Raw genomic sequence first — 14,319 nt, 5'->3', positions numbered from 1 at the left:
GCGGCGTCTTGCGTGAAGGAATGGTAAGGCTGTGGCACGGGCTCGCGCCCGAGCGTCGCGCCCTGTTCGTGCAGCTGATCCGCTATGGCGTGGTGGGCGTCGGCGTGACGCTGTTCCAGATCGCGATCTACAACCTGCTGATCGGCGCCGGCCATCGCCAGCCGCTCATCGCTAACACGCTGGCGACCGCCGCCGCGATGGTGGTGGGCTACACCATCCACAGCCGCTTCACCTTCGACGGCCATGGCGAGCGCGAGAGCGAGTTGCGCGCGATCCTGCGCTTCGTCGCGGCCAACATGGTGGGCTTCGCGGCCAACAGCTTCTGGGTGTGGCTGTTCACCGCCGTGCTGCATCTCTCCGCCCACTGGCCGTCCGTGCCGATGTTCTGCGTGACACCCGCCCTTCTGTTTTGGCTCAACCGCATGTGGGTTTTCGAGTAAGCCGGAACGCGCCTAAGGTATGATGATGAACGATGCGTCTCCCCTGATTACCGTCCTCGTCCCGGTGAAGGACGAGGAGGATGCGATCCGCACCTTCGTCGATCGCGTCGGCGCCGTGCTGGAGGCGTTGCACGAGCCGCAGGGCTGGGAGATCCTGTTCGTCGACGACGGCAGCCGCGACAACACGCTGGCCGCGATCATGGCGGCGCACCGCACCGACCCGCGGGTCCGCTGCATCTCGCTGTCGCGCAACTTCGGCAAGGAGGCGGCGCTGTCCGCGGGCCTCGACCATGCGGCGGGGCAGGTGGTGATCCCGCTCGACGTGGACTTGCAGGACCCGCCCGAGGTGATCGGGACGATGGTGGCGCGCTGGCGCGAGGGCAATGACGTGGTCTACGGCGTCCGCCGCAACCGCGAGACGGACAGCTTCCCCAAGCGGCTGACCGCCGACCTCTATTACCGCGCGCACAATTATCTCTCGGCGGACAAGATCCCCGAACATGCCGGCGATTTCCGCCTGCTCGACCGCAAGGTGGTGGATGTCATCCGCTCGATGCCCGAGCGCAACCGCTTCATGAAGGGGCTATTCGCCTGGGCGGGCTTCCGCCAAGCGGCGGTGGAATATGACCGCGTGCAGCGCAATGTCGGCACCACCAAGTTCAACTACTGGAAGCTGTGGACGCTGGCGCTCGACGGCATCACCTCGGGCTCGACGCTGCCGCTCCGGGTGTGGAGCTATCTGGGCGGCCTCGTCGCGGTGGGGGCGCTCGTCTATGCGGGCTTCCTCGTCCTGCGCACCTTCATCCATGGCGGGGACGTGCCGGGTTATCCCTCGTTGATGGTGGCGATCCTGTTCTTCGGCGGCGTGCAGCTTCTCTCGCTCGGCGTGCTGGGCGAATATGTCGGGCGCATTCTCGTCGAGACGAAGCACCGGCCCATTTATGTGGTGCGCGAGACGATAGGCGCCTCGCTCCAGCCGATGGCGGGCTGATGGATCGGGCCATCTATGACCGCATGGCGGAAATAGATGCCGAACATTGGTGGTTTGCGGCGCGGCGGCGGATCGTCTCCGCGCTGATCCGCGATCAGGTGCCGTTGAAGCCGGATGCGGAGATTCTCGAAGTCGGCGCCGGCACCGGCTCCAACCTGACGATGCTTCAGGGGATGGGGCATGTCGATGCGATCGAGCCCGACGCCAGGGCCCGCGCCCTCGCCAGCCGGCGGGCGGGCATCCATGTCGAGGGCGGGATGCTGCCCGACCGGGTGCATCTCGAGGATGGGCATTACGACCTGATCCTGCTGCTCGACGTGCTGGAGCATATCGGGGACGATCATGGCTCGCTCCGCGTGCTGCGGGGCAAGCTCAGGCCCGGCGGGCGGATGGTACTGACCGTACCGGCCGCGCCCTGGATGTGGAGCGCGCACGACGTCGCCCACCATCACAAGCGCCGCTACACCGCCCGCACGCTCCGCGCCGCCTTCGATGCGGGCGGCCTGCACGTCCGGCACATGAGCTATTTCAACACATTGCTCTATCCGCTCATCGCCGCCGCGCGGATCGCCGGCCGGCTGCGCCACCGCGAAGGCAGCGACGAGGCGATGCCGTCGCCGCTGGTCAATCGGGTTCTGGAGCGCGTCTTCGCGGCCGAGCGTCACTGGGTGACGCGCGGCACGCTGCCCTTCGGCGTCTCGTTGCTGGCGGTGGTCGAACCCGCCCCGCGGTGAACGACGCGGTAGAGCACGCCGAAGCGCTTGCCCTCCCAGATCGGCACGAGGTCCGGATCGACCGGCCAGCGATCGCGCGGCATGTCGATCATCCAGACATAATCGAAGGCGTTGCGCGGGAAATATTGCAGCGCCAGCTCGAGGATCGGCTCGTTGCGCGCGCGGCAATCCGGGCGGCGGACGATCTGTGACGGGTCGTGCGAGAAATAACGCCCCGCGTCCCGGTAGCGCACGCGCAGGAGCTGGGCGCCGGGCGCCTCCCACTGATCGTTGACGAAGGCCCGCCGGCGGACCGTGGCCATCGAGCTCAGATGCTCCATGCGCGTCGTGTACCAGGCGCTGCGGCAGGGGACGTTGGCCAGCGCCATCACCCGGCTGCCCATCGGCACATGGTCGAGCGCCTTCAACTGCTGCTGATAGTTGCGCTCGAACTTGAGGAAGGCGAGCGTCGACACCGCCATGCGCGCGCCGAAGAAGAGCAGGCCGGCCGCCGCCACCGCGTTCGCCACACGCCGGTTGGCGATCGGGCGCAGCGCCAGGATCGGCATCGCCACCATATAGGGGACGAGGCGCATGTCGGCATAAGCGGAGCTGAGCAGTACGCGCGGCAGGCAGATGAAGACGAGTGCCAGCAGGATGGAGACGATGCCCAGCGTCGCCTCGTAGCGCTTCCACGGCCGCTTCGTGGCGAAGCCCGACAGGCCGACGAGGAGCAGGATGGCGGCGCTCGCCTCGTCCCACAGCTCGACGCGCTCGCGCAGCACCGAATAGAGCCAGCGCCACTTGAACCACCATTTGAACCAGTCGAACGTGCCGTGCGGCGCGCTGCCGCCGCGCCACGGCAGCAGCAGGATCGCCGGCGGCGCGAGCGGCAGGCAGGCGACGAAGGCGCGCCAGCCGCTCCGCATCCAGTCGTCGCCCTCCTTGCGGCAGCGGACCACCTCCGCGATGAAACACAGGATGCCGAGCACGCCCCAGGCGAAGCTGTGCGCCACCCAGATCAGGAAGCTGACGACGAAGAAGATATGCGGCCGGTATTTGAGCCGCCCCGTCCGCGCCAGCCTCAGCCAGAAGGCGAAGGCGATCAGCATCAGCCCCATCGCCATCGCGAAGTTGATGAAGCCGAACTGGAAGGGATAGCCGTAGGCGAGCGGCAGCGCGAAGAGCGCGGTGGGCGGCACGCGCCCGTGAATCTCGCGCGCGATCAGCAGCAGGCCCGCGACCGTCACCGCCGGGATCGCCATGACGATGAGCTTCACCGCCAGTTCGAGGCCGAGGATCGGCCCGAGGATCTGCACCAGCAGATCGCAGGCGAGATTGCCGATCAGCGCCCAGTTGAAGCTGTAATAGCGCGACAGGAAGGGCGAGCTGTCGATCTCAAGCTGGACGCGGTAGCGCCCCATATGCCCCATCAGGTCGGTGAGCGGCGGGATCGGCGGCAGCAGCAGCGGCACGATCGCGAGCACGATCATGGCGATGGCGAAGCTGCGGGTTTCCCACCAGGCAGACGGACGCGGTGACGGCGACGGTTCGGTCATACGGATTCCGGCGATAGTCCGCGCCGGGGCCTGCGGGCAAGCGGGCTTCGCAGCTCCCGGATCAGTAGATCACCGAATAGACTCCCGCCGCCGGGAAACCGGGCACGGCGATGGGCTTCAGCCATGCCGGCGGTTTGCCCGCGTCCAGGCGTGCGGCCATATCATCGGGAGCCGCCCGCGCCAGGGCGCGCGCGCTGTTCGAACCGGGACAGAAATAGACATAGGCCGGCCGTCTCCGCTCCACCACGGCGCGCGCCTGCGCCTCGTCGGTGGCGAAGAAGCGGAGCACGTCGTCCATCGCCTGCGGCGTGCGATGATAGCTGGCGGCGATCACGCTGTGGTGCGTGGCTGACACGATCGCGCTCGCGAAATCGAGGTCGGACAGCCACAGGCCGGTCGGCAGCGCGTCGAGCCGGCGGACCTGCGCGAGATTGGTGCAGGCGGCAAAGGCCTCGCCCGCGCGCTTCTCGCCGGCCGGGGAGGGCACCGCGCTGACCGCCACCATCGCCGGCGTGACGGGCAGCAGCAGCAGCACCGCGCTGGCCTGCGCGAGGATGCGGGCGGCGGGCAGGCGGAATGCCCGGATCGGCTTGCTGACCAGCCTGAGCAGCATCAGCGCGCCGGGAATGGCGAGAATGTTCGAGACGGCGCCCGCGCGCAGCACGAGCACGCCGACCGCGGTGGCGGCGAGCAGCAGGAAGCCGTAGTCGACGAGGATCGGTGTGCGGCGTGGCGAGCGAAGTTCCACGAGCACGCCGATGAGGCCGATCACCGGGAAACCGAGCCAGCTGAAGATATCGTGCACCGGCTCGTGCCAGATCGGCTGCCCCTCGGCGACGAGGCTGTACCAGAGCCGGACGTCGAGCGGGGTCAGCATCGCGAAGGCGCCCGCACCGCACTGGGGCGCCCAGGCCTTGTAGAGCGCCGCACAGGCCAAAGCGGTGAGGCCCAGCGCGCCGAGCCGCACCACCGGCCCCCTGTCGGCCCAGCGGAGGGCCGCCAGCGACCCGAGCGTTGCCAGCGCGAAGACGGTCATGTGAACCGGCGACACCGCGTCGCAGAAGGTCCGGTCGAACAGCGCGCCGCCATGGGCGAGGAGGAAGAGTGCGAGGCTCGTCAGCGTCAGCGCGCCGAGATAGGTGGGGAGGGCCGCATGCTCGCGTTCCGGCCGGGCCACCCAGCGCAGGCCGAGCCCGGCCCCGGATGCCGCCGCGAAGACGATGCCTTCGAGCGAGATGTGCATCCACAGCGCCGCGGCTGCTCCGGCGAGCGCGGCGCGCCGGGGGCTTCGCCGGCCGAGCAGGGCGGTAACGATCAGCAGCGCGCAGACCGCCTGCCAGCCATGATGATCGATGCGCAGGGGATGGGCGAGCGCATAGCTGCCCGCGTCGGCCCCGCAGAAGATGGCGGCGAGCAGGGCGAGGGGGCGGCTGTCGAAGATCTGCCGCGTGATGCGCGCAATCAGCCCGGCCAGCGAGGCGAAGGTGAGGAAGGGCACGACGACGCAGGCGACCAGCTCTGCCGCCGGCTGGCCGAGGAACGGCCGGAACAACAGGATCACCGCCGCGATCGGCACATCGAGCAGGCGCGACCAGTGCATCGGCAGGCCGGCCGGCGGGTTGACGCGATATTGGGTGACGTCGAACCAGCTCTGGCCCGCGATCCAGTCACGGACCTGCTGGAGGCGCATCAGATCGTCGGGGTCGTGGAAACGCTCACCCCGGATTTCGGACCAGGCGTTGAAGACCATCAACCCGTAGAACAGCAGGATGATCGCGGTCAGCAGCAGCCCGTAGAGGCGCGGGGAAAGGCGCATCGGCTCGCCCCCCGACGAGACCGATGCGCCGGCGGCCCCGTCCGCCAACCGTGTGTCGCTCATGCCGCGTGCAGGCGGCGGGGCACGGCGCGGACCGAGCCCAGCGCCGCGCGCGCGTCCTCCTCGATCGGGCGGACAATCTGGGCGGCTTCGCCCTCCTTGCCCGCCTCGTGATATTCGGCGTCCTCGTTCACCGCCCAGACGTCGAACTGGCGGTGGCCGGCCAGGATGTTGCGGACGGTCAGCATCGCCGTCATCATCGCATGATCCTGGTTGTTGTAGCGGTGCATCCCGTTGCGGCCGACGAGGTGAAGCGTCGGATAGGCCGCCTCCAGCTCCTCGCGCATCGCGGTGACGTGCTGGGCATAGGTGTCGTCGTAGACCGGATAGGCCTTCTCCTGACGCACCACCACGCCACCCTCGACGGCGGCCGGATCGCACAGGCCGAGCAGCCCCATTTCCTTCGTCGCCAGCGCGACGAGATCGGCGTCGGACGAGTTCCACAGCCCATCGCCCTCGAAGCAGAAATATTCGAGGCCGACGCAGGCGAGATCGGGATCGGGCACCATCTCGGGTGACCAGCTCCGGAAATTCTGGATGCGGCCGACCTTCACCTTCGAATCGTGGATATAGATCCAGTTGTCCGGGAAGAGATCGGGCGAGCGGATCATCAGCGCGACGGTCAGGAAGTCGCGATACTTCAGATCGAGCGCGTCCGGCAGCGAGGCCGGCAGCGGATGGATGCGCCCCGCCAGCTCGCGCATCGGCGCGGACGAGATGACATGGTCGGCGCGGATCACGCGGTTGCCGTCCGGCCCGGTCGCGGTGACGCGCCAGCCGCTGGCATCCTGCGAGAGCTGCTTGAGCGCATGGGCCATGAGCACCGTGTTGCCGCCCTCGACCACTCGGTCGCGCGCGGCCTCCCACATCATGCCGGGGCCGCGCCGCGGATAGCGGAAGCTCTCCAGCAGCGTCTTGGTTTCCATGCCGTCATTGGGCTTCCTGTTGAGGCCCAGCGAGCGCTTGAATCCGTCCAGCACGGCCTTGCCGAGGCTCAGGCCCTTGATGCGCTGCGCCGCCCAGTCGGCGGAGATTTCGTCGCAGGGCATGCCCCAGACCTTCTCGGTGTAGGTCTTGAAGAAGATGCCGAACAGCTTGGCGCCGAACTGGTTGATCGTCCAATCCTGGAAGGAGCGGGTGTCCTTCTTGGGGAAGAGCTTCCAGCGCAGATAGCTCGCCATGCACAGGCCCGAGCGGAACACGCCGAGGTTCCACAGTGCCTCGAACGCGCGCAGCGGATAGCTGTAGAACTTGCCCTCGTAATAGATGCGGCTCATGCGCGGCCGCTCGATGAAGTCGTCAGGCAGAATCTCGTTCCAGAGATCGACCACCTCACGCGACTTCGAGAAGAATCGGTGGCCGCCGATGTCGAAGCGGAAGCCGTTGTGCTCGACGGTGCGGCTGATGCCGCCGACGTAAGTCGGGTCTTTCTCGATCACCGTGACGCGCTTGCCCGCCCTGGTGAGGAGATAGGCGGCGGTGAGGCCTGCGGGACCTGCGCCGATGATGGCGACGTCCACCTTGTCCTGATGCCGAGCGCTCACACTCTTCTCCCGCCGATCCATGAGGACGGGATGCCTGTGGAGAAATAATTTAGGGTTAACGCCCGCCGCGTCGCGGTGAGGGCATAAGAAAAGGGCGGCGAATCCCGTTCGGGGATTCGCCGCCCTTCACTGAATCGATTCGCCGATCAGCGGCCGTCGCGGCGGCCAAGCAGGCGCAGGCGGAGCGCATTGAGCTTGATGAAGCCCGCCGCGTCGCGCTGGTCGTAGGCGCCGGCGTCGTCCTCGAAGGTGACGACCTTCTCGGAATAGAGCGTGTTCGGCGACTTGCGGCCGACGACATGGACGCCGCCCTTGTAGAGCTTGAGGCGGACGGTGCCCGCCACCTTCTCCTGGCTGTAGTCGATCGCCGACTGGAGCATCTCGCGCTCGGGCGAGAACCAGAAGCCGTTGTAGATCAGCTCGGCATAACGGATGGCGAGCTCGTCCTTCAGATGCGCAGCGCCGCGATCGAGGGTGATCTGCTCGATGCCGCGATGCGCGGCGTGGTAGATGGTGCCGCCGGGCGTCTCGTACATGCCGCGCGACTTCATGCCGACGAAGCGGTTCTCGACGAGGTCGAGGCGGCCGATGCCATGCTTGCGGCCGAGATCGTTGAGCGCCGCCAGCAGCGTCGCCGGCGACATGCCGACGCCGTTCAGCGCGACGCCGTCGCCCTTCTCGAAATCGATGGTGATATATTCGGGCGCGTCGGGCGCGTCCTCCGGGTTGACGGTGCGCGAATAGACATAGTCGGGCACCTCCTGCCACGGGTCTTCCAGCACCTTACCCTCGGACGAGGTGTGGAGGAGGTTCGCGTCGGTGGAGAAGGGCGATTCGCCGCGCTTGTCCTTGGGCACCGGGATCTGGTGCTTCTCGGCATATTCGATCAGCTTCGTGCGGCTGGTCAGGTCCCATTCGCGCCACGGCGCGATCACCTTGATGTCGGGTTGGAGCGCGTAATAGCCGAGCTCGAAGCGGACCTGATCGTTGCCCTTACCGGTGGCGCCATGGCTGACGGCATCGGCGCCGACCTGGCGCGCGATCTCGATCTGGCGCTTGGCGATCAGCGGCCGCGCGATCGAGGTGCCGAGCAGATAGGTGCCCTCGTAGAGCGCGTTGGCGCGCATCATCGGGAACACATAGTCGCGGGTGAATTCCTCGCGCAGATCGTCGATGAAGATATGCTCGGGCTTCACGCCCATCAGCTCGGCCTTCTTGCGCGCCGGCTCCAGCTCCTCGCCCTGGCCGAGATCGGCCGTGAAGGTGACGACCTCGCAATTGTAGGTCTCCTTCAGCCATTTGAGGATGACGCTGGTGTCGAGGCCGCCCGAATAGGCGAGGACGACGCGATTGACCTGTTGCGTCATGGCTGATTCCTTCATGGGGTTGGGGGTTACGGATCGCGCGCGCCTGTGCCATCGCGACGCCTTCGGTTCAACCCGGAGTGTCATGATGTCGAGATGCGGGCTCGTTCTTTTGCCGATGATCTGTGTCGCGGGTGTGGCGCTCGCCGATCCGCCGCCGGTCAAGCGCACCGACGTGGTGGCGCGCGCTGCCACGATGTTCGACCGGGCCGACACCAACCATGACGGCATCCTGACCCGCGAGGAATATCACGCGGCCCTTGCCGCCATCGCCAAGGCGAAGAGCGCGACTCCGACGGAAAAGGGCTGGGCGATGGTGGATGCGCAGTTCGACGCGGTCGACCAGTCCCACACCGGCCGCATCCCGCGCGACGTCTTCATCGCGGCAGCCACCGCCCATTTCGACGGGGCGGACCTCAACCGCGACGGCATCGTTACCCCCGACGAGGCGCGCAAGGCCGCCAAAATCAAGCGCAAGGCGCTGAAGGCCGCACGCCCCCGATAAGGCTCAGCCCTTGGCCAGCAGCTCCTTCTCGGCCCGCGCCATATAGTCGCGGGTGATCGGCAGCGCGCGGCGGTCCTTCACGAACTGGAGCTGGAAATTGACCATCTCGCCCCAGCGGAACGCCGTCAGCGCGCCGGCAAGGTAGAAACGCCACATCCGATAGAAGCGCTCGTCATACAGGTCGATGATCTGCGGCCTGGCGGCGGTGGTGCGCTCGTACCAATGCTCGATGGTGAGCGCGTAGTGGAGGCGCAATATCTCCACGTCGGAGAGCATCAGCCGCTCGCGCTCACTCGCCGCCACCGTCTCTGAAAGCGCCGGGATATAGCCGCCGGGGAAGATATATTTGGCGGTGAAGCTGTCGGTGTAGCTCGGGCCGCCGACGCGCCCGATGGTGTGGATCAGCGCCACGCCGTCGTCCGCCAGCAGATCGCGGACCCTGGCGAAATAGTTGCGGAAATGTGGCGCGCCGACATGTTCGAACATGCCGACTGAGACGATCCTGTCGAACCGGCCATCGAGCGTGCGATAGTCGATCAGCTCGAACTTCACGCGATCGGCGACACCGGCTTCCTGCGCCCGCCTGCGGGCGACCTTGAGCTGCTCCTCCGAGAGCGTGATGCCGAGCACGTCCACATCGGCGACCCGGTTCAGATAGAGCGCCATCCCGCCCCAGCCGCAGCCGATATCCAGCACCTTGAGACCGGGTTTCAGGTTCAGCTTGGCGGCGATGTGCGCCTTCTTGTCGAGCTGGGCGCGCTCCAGATCGTGGGCGCGGTTGTCCTCGCTGAAATAGGCGCAGCTATATTGGCGGTCGCGATCGAGGAAGAGATCGTAGAGCCGGTCGTTGAGATCATAATGATGGGCGACGTTGCGCTTCGACTGGAGCAGCGAATTGGCGCGGCCGAGCTTCATCAGCCAGGGATGCTCGCCGATGCCGAGCCCGTCCTCGACCGCCTTCTCCCACGCCGTGTTGAAGCGGAAGAGATCGAGGAAGCCGAGGATGTCGTCGCCCTCGATGTCGATGCGGCCGTCCATATAGGCTTCCGGCATGCCGAGGGTCGGGCGGCGCATGATGTCCAGCGCCACGCGCTTGTCGTGGAAGCGCAGCGCTATGGGCGGACGCTCCGGGTTCGGCGTGCCGTAGCGGCGCGCCTGCCCGGAGGCGTCGGTGATGATCAATTCGCCCGACCGGACGATACGGCGCAGGAACGGATCAAGTAGCATGTCGAAACCGAGGTTAACCGGCTCGACATTGATTTCGCAAGCTTATCCGAGCGCGGCCTGCTTCTCTTCGGCGAGCCGGTCGAGTTCGGCGCGGCTGCGCTTCTCGGCCGACGTCTTGAGCTGGCCGCAGGCGGCGTCGATGTCGCGGCCGCGCGGGGTGCGCACCGGCGCCGAGATGCCCGCCTCGAACACGATGTTCGAGAAGGAGCGGATGCGCTCCGGCGTCGAGCATTCGTAGGCGGCGCCCTCCCACGGGTTGAACGGGATGAGGTTCACCTTGGCGGGCAGCTTGTACTTGCGGATCAGGCGGACCAGCTCGTGCGCGTCGGCGTCGCTGTCGTTCTTGTCCTTCAGCATCACATATTCGAAGGTGATGCGTCGCGCGTTGTTGGCGCCCGGATAGGCGGCGCAGGCGGCGAGCAGCTCCTCGATGCCGTACTTCTTGTTGAGCGGCACGATCTCGTCGCGCACCTCCTTCGTCACCGCGTGGAGCGAGACGGCGAGGTTGACGCCGATCTCCTCGCCGGCGCGCGCCATCATCGGCACCACGCCCGAGGTGGAGAGCGTGATGCGGCGCTTGGAGAGGGCGAGGCCGTCGCCGTCCATCACGATCTTCAGCGCATCGCGTACCGCGTCGAAATTGTAGAGCGGCTCGCCCATGCCCATCATCACGATGTTGGTGAGCATCCGGCCCTCGGGCTGGCTCGGCCATTCACCCAGCGAATCGCGCGCGAGCATCACCTGGCCGACGATCTCGCCCGGCGTCAGGTTGCGAACGAGGCGCATCGTGCCGGTGTGGCAGAAGCGGCAGTTGAGCGTGCAGCCGACCTGCGACGAGACACAGAGCGTGCCGCGATCCGCGTCGGGGATGAAGACCATCTCGAAATCATGGCCGTCGGTGGAGCGCAGCAGCCATTTGCGCGTGCCGTCCGAGGAGACCTGCGCCTCGACCACCGCCGGGCGATCGACCGTGAAGCGCTGGTCCAGCCACGGATGCTGGGCCTTGGCGATGTCGGTCATCGTCTCGAACGACGTGGCGCCGCGGTTGTAAATCCAGTGCCAGAGCTGCTTGGAGCGGAGCTTGGCCTGCTTGGGCTCCATGCCGGCGGCTTCCAGCTCCGCCCGGATCTGATCGCGGGTGAGGCCGACGAGGTCCACCTTGCCGTCGGCGCGGGCGGGAGTGGCGCGCGGAACGGGCACGGGATCGACGTGGCCGGGAATCGGCATCAGGTTCGGGGCGGTCTGCATCGCGCGCACATAGGGGAAGTCGGGCGATTTTTCCAGCGCTGGCCGGAAGGCCTCAGCGCATCGGGCAGGCCAGCATCGCCGAATCGATCGCGCTTGCGGCGCCGCGCAGGCGATAGGCGTCGGCGAAGGGCGTGCCGTCCGGCGCGACGCTGCTCACGCTCATCGAGCTGCCCGATCGAATCGCCGAGACGATCCGCGCGTCGGCATGACGGTCCCGCGCCCAGGCGGAACGGCCCTGCGCCGTGAGCAGGAAAGCCGAATCGCCGATGTTGAGGGTCACCGGTGCGCCGTTGCGATGGTCGTGACTGAGGTGAATCGAAATTTGCGCGCGGATTCGTTTTTGGGGCCAACTGGCCACCGAGGCGAATGCGCCACGCCCTGCGGCGCGCGTGCCGGGGGGCGGCTCGGCGATCGCGAAGCAGCGTGTCGGCGACCCTTCGGAACCTTCGCGGAATGCGCCCCAATCCCGGAAGACGGCGATGGACGTGCGCTCTTCGGCGTGAGCCGCGGAGGCCAGGAACAGGCTCGCGCATAGTATTGCCAGACGAGATTCAACCCCCAAAGCCGCCAATCCCCCGACCCATGTTGCACCGCGGCAACAGCTCATATGACGTTTATGTGACGTTCATGTAGCGGGGCCCAGAGGCGCCGCCGCGAACCCGGCATCCCCCTCAAACCGCCGGGACGCAAGCGTAAGGAGTTAGAATATGCGTATTGCTCTCGCCGCCGTTGCGGCCATTGCCATCGCCGCTCCTGCCTTCGCGCAGGACGCTGCCCCCTTCACCGGCGCGCGTGCCGGCGTCACCCTCGGCTGGGACAAGACCCACGGCCAGGACGGCTTCACCTACGGTGGCGCCATCGGTTACGACAAGGCGATCGCTCCGAAGATCACCGTCGGCGCCGAAGCGACCCTCGAGGATTCGACCACCAAGTTCGGCGGCATCCACGCTTCGCGTGATCTCGCGATCTCGGGTCGCGTCGGTTACGTCCTGACCCCGAAGCTGCTCGGCTTCGCCAAGGTCGGCTACGACACCACCCGCATCGAGGCTGGCGCGCCCGGCCACACCAACCTCGAAGGCGTCCGTTTCGGCGGCGGCCTGGAGTATGCGGTGACGCCGCACACCTACATCTCGACCGAATATCGCCGTACCGAGTACGAGGATAACTTCGGCGGTCGTGATGCCGTGATCGCCGGTCTCGGCGTCCGCTTCTAAGCAGGCGGGCCGTCCGTAAGGACGGATCGACAGAGAGGGGCCGGGGCGGTGACGCTCCGGCCCCTTTTGCTTGGGGGCTTTCGGGGGCTGGCGGCGGCCGGCGCGCACGCTATAACCGGCTCCCAAATCATGCGTGTAGCGGGGACGGAATGAAGGCGACGATCGAGCGTGCAACGCTTCTCAAGGGGCTGAGCCATGTCCAGTCCGTGGTGGAGCGGCGCAACACCATCCCGATCCTGTCGAACGTGCTCATCGAGGCGGCGGCCGAGGGTGGCCTGAAGCTGATGGCGACCGACCTCGATCTCCAGATCGTCGAGACGGTCGACGCGGCGGTCGATACTGCGGGCGCCACCACCGTGTCGGCGCATACGCTGTTCGACATCGTGCGCAAGCTGCCCGAGGGCTCGCAGGTCCAGCTCTCGGCGTCTGAGGGCAAGATGCTGGTGACGGCGGGCCGCGCGCGCTTCAACCTCGCGACGCTCCCGCGCGACGATTTCCCGGTGATCGCCGAGGGTGACCTGCCGACCAAGTTCGATCTTCCGGCTGCCACGCTGCGCCAGATCATCGACAAGACGCGCTTCGCGATCTCGACCGAAGAGACGCGCTATTATCTGAACGGCATCTACGTCCACGCCGCTGAGGACGGCCCGGAAGGCCCGGTGCTCAAGGCCGCCGCGACCGACGGCCACCGGCTCGCGCGCTTCACAGCGCCGCAGCCGCAGGGCGCGGCCGGCATGCCGGGCATCATCATCCCGCGCAAGTGCGTGGGCGAGCTGCGCAAGCTGCTCGAAGAGGTGGACGGCTCGGTCGAGGTGTCGCTCTCGGCCACCAAGATCCGCTTCGGGCTGGGCACCGCGATCCTGACGTCGAAGCTGATCGACGGCACCTTCCCCGATTATTCGCGCGTCATCCCGACCGCGAACGACAAGCTGCTCAAGATCGATCCGAAGAGCTTCATGGAAGGCGTCGACCGCGTCGCCACCATCGCGTCGGAGAAGACCCGCGCGGTGAAGATGAGCCTCGATCGCGACAAGATCACGCTCTCGGTCACCTCGCCCGAGAATGGCACGGCGGCCGAGGAAGTGCCCGGCCTCTATGCGTCGATGGGCTTCGATATCGGCTTCAACGCGCGCTATCTGATGGACATTCTCGGCCAGATCGAGGGCGATGAGGTGGAGGTCCACCTCGCCGACGCCGCCGGCCCGACGCTGATCCGCGAGGGCGACAATGCCCCCGCGCTCTATGTGCTGATGCCGATGCGCGTCTGACGCGCCGGACATCGACCGACTGGCAAGGGGGCGGCGGCATCGACGAGGTGCCGGCCGCCCCTTTCCTTTTCGGCCTTTCGTGCGGGCGGAAAGCCCGGCTAGGCTCGCCGCTGTTCGACGGAAGAGGGGGACCGTGATGCGTTTGATTCTGGCTCTGTTGCTGCCCTGGCTGCAATTCTTCACGATCGGGAAGCCGATCTCGGGGATCGTCTGCCTGATCCTCCAACTGACGATCATCGGTTGGCTGCCGGCCGCCATCTGGTCGGTCTACGCGCTGAGCCAGTACAAGACCGACCAGAAGATCCGCGAGGCGGGGATGCGGCGCTGAGCGGGGCTTGAGCTTTCCCGTCCCGCCCGCCACCAATCGGAC

14 protein-coding genes are annotated in these 14,319 nt (G+C 67.0%); 7 read left to right on the top strand and 7 right to left on the bottom strand.

The features are described 5' to 3' along the window. Positions 1-8 precede the first annotated feature (8 nt). The 3 genes from ST3T6A_RS0116610 to ST3T6A_RS0116600 are packed head-to-tail and all read left to right on the top strand — an operon-like array spanning position 9 to position 2,165. Positions 9-440 carry a GtrA family protein gene (locus ST3T6A_RS0116610; RefSeq protein ID WP_157602949.1) on the top strand — a complete coding sequence of 144 codons (432 nt, stop codon included), beginning with the start codon at positions 9-11 and terminating at the stop codon, positions 438-440. Positions 441-459: 19 nt separating this feature from the next. Beyond that, positions 460-1,431 carry a glycosyltransferase family 2 protein gene (locus ST3T6A_RS0116605; protein ID WP_019834081.1) on the top strand — a complete coding sequence of 324 codons (972 nt, stop codon included), beginning with the start codon at positions 460-462 and terminating at the stop codon, positions 1,429-1,431. Next, positions 1,431-2,165: a class I SAM-dependent methyltransferase gene (locus ST3T6A_RS0116600; protein WP_019834080.1), complete on the top strand. Its 735-nt coding sequence runs from the start codon at positions 1,431-1,433 to the stop codon at positions 2,163-2,165. The genes ST3T6A_RS0116605 and ST3T6A_RS0116600 overlap by 1 nt, the downstream gene beginning before the upstream one ends. Here the strand turns inward: ST3T6A_RS0116600 and ST3T6A_RS0116595 are convergent. From ST3T6A_RS0116595 to ST3T6A_RS0116580, 4 genes are all read right to left on the bottom strand, one after another. After that, positions 2,093-3,703 carry a hypothetical protein gene (locus tag ST3T6A_RS0116595; protein WP_019834079.1) on the bottom strand — a complete coding sequence of 537 codons (1,611 nt, stop codon included), beginning with the start codon at positions 3,701-3,703 and terminating at the stop codon, positions 2,093-2,095. The two genes, ST3T6A_RS0116600 and ST3T6A_RS0116595, sit on opposite strands and share 73 nt — an antisense overlap. Positions 3,704-3,764: 61 nt before the next feature. Continuing rightward, on the bottom strand, positions 3,765-5,582 hold the full coding sequence (locus ST3T6A_RS0116590) for a hypothetical protein (protein ID WP_157602948.1): 1,818 nt from the start codon (positions 5,580-5,582) through the stop codon (positions 3,765-3,767). Then, positions 5,579-7,144 (bottom strand): NAD(P)/FAD-dependent oxidoreductase, encoded by a 1,566-nt coding sequence (locus ST3T6A_RS0116585; RefSeq protein ID WP_019834077.1) that lies wholly within the window; start codon positions 7,142-7,144, stop codon positions 5,579-5,581. Before ST3T6A_RS0116585 ends, ST3T6A_RS0116590 begins: the two co-directional genes overlap by 4 nt. Positions 7,145-7,269: 125 nt before the next feature. Then, positions 7,270-8,490 carry an argininosuccinate synthase gene (locus tag ST3T6A_RS0116580; RefSeq protein ID WP_019834076.1) on the bottom strand — a complete coding sequence of 407 codons (1,221 nt, stop codon included), beginning with the start codon at positions 8,488-8,490 and terminating at the stop codon, positions 7,270-7,272. Between the two features lie 115 nt (positions 8,491-8,605). On the opposite strand from ST3T6A_RS0116580, the gene ST3T6A_RS0116575 reads away from it, so the two are divergent. Then, positions 8,606-8,992 (top strand): EF-hand domain-containing protein, encoded by a 387-nt coding sequence (locus ST3T6A_RS0116575; protein WP_019834075.1) that lies wholly within the window; start codon positions 8,606-8,608, stop codon positions 8,990-8,992. 3 nt (positions 8,993-8,995) lie between these two features. Here ST3T6A_RS0116575 and ST3T6A_RS0116570 read toward each other — a convergent pair whose 3' ends face one another. From ST3T6A_RS0116570 to ST3T6A_RS0116560, 3 genes are read right to left on the bottom strand one after another with little or no spacing between them, the layout of a single operon-like run. Beyond that, entirely contained in the window at positions 8,996-10,219 is a 1,224-nt protein-coding gene (locus ST3T6A_RS0116570; RefSeq protein ID WP_019834074.1) for an SAM-dependent methyltransferase, read from the bottom strand. Positions 10,220-10,261: 42 nt separating this feature from the next. Further along, the gene (gene rlmN, locus ST3T6A_RS0116565; RefSeq protein ID WP_019834073.1) at positions 10,262-11,467 is read right to left on the bottom strand and encodes a 23S rRNA (adenine(2503)-C(2))-methyltransferase RlmN; all 1,206 of its coding nucleotides are present in this window, start codon (positions 11,465-11,467) and stop codon (positions 10,262-10,264) included. A 52-nt stretch (positions 11,468-11,519) separates the two neighbouring features. Then, positions 11,520-12,038: an invasion associated locus B family protein gene (locus tag ST3T6A_RS0116560; RefSeq protein WP_235785837.1), complete on the bottom strand. Its 519-nt coding sequence runs from the start codon at positions 12,036-12,038 to the stop codon at positions 11,520-11,522. A 136-nt stretch (positions 12,039-12,174) separates the two neighbouring features. Between ST3T6A_RS0116560 and ST3T6A_RS0116555 the strand changes: the two genes are divergently transcribed. From ST3T6A_RS0116555 to ST3T6A_RS0116545, 3 genes are all read left to right on the top strand, one after another. Beyond that, a complete protein-coding gene (locus tag ST3T6A_RS0116555; protein WP_019834071.1) occupies positions 12,175-12,681 on the top strand; it encodes an outer membrane protein in 507 nt (168 codons plus the stop codon). A gap of 149 nt (positions 12,682-12,830) precedes the next feature. After that, on the top strand, positions 12,831-13,949 hold the full coding sequence (dnaN, locus tag ST3T6A_RS0116550; RefSeq protein ID WP_019834070.1) for a DNA polymerase III subunit beta: 1,119 nt from the start codon (positions 12,831-12,833) through the stop codon (positions 13,947-13,949). Positions 13,950-14,085: 136 nt separating this feature from the next. Then, positions 14,086-14,277 carry a YqaE/Pmp3 family membrane protein gene (locus tag ST3T6A_RS0116545; protein ID WP_019834069.1) on the top strand — a complete coding sequence of 64 codons (192 nt, stop codon included), beginning with the start codon at positions 14,086-14,088 and terminating at the stop codon, positions 14,275-14,277. Positions 14,278-14,319 lie beyond the last annotated feature (42 nt).

Source organism: Sphingomonas sp. PR090111-T3T-6A (genome assembly GCF_000383095.1).
GTDB lineage: Bacteria > Pseudomonadota > Alphaproteobacteria > Sphingomonadales > Sphingomonadaceae > Solisphingomonas.
The sequence above is the reverse complement of the archived record's forward strand: the minus strand, read 5'-3'. Positions and strand labels throughout refer to the sequence as shown.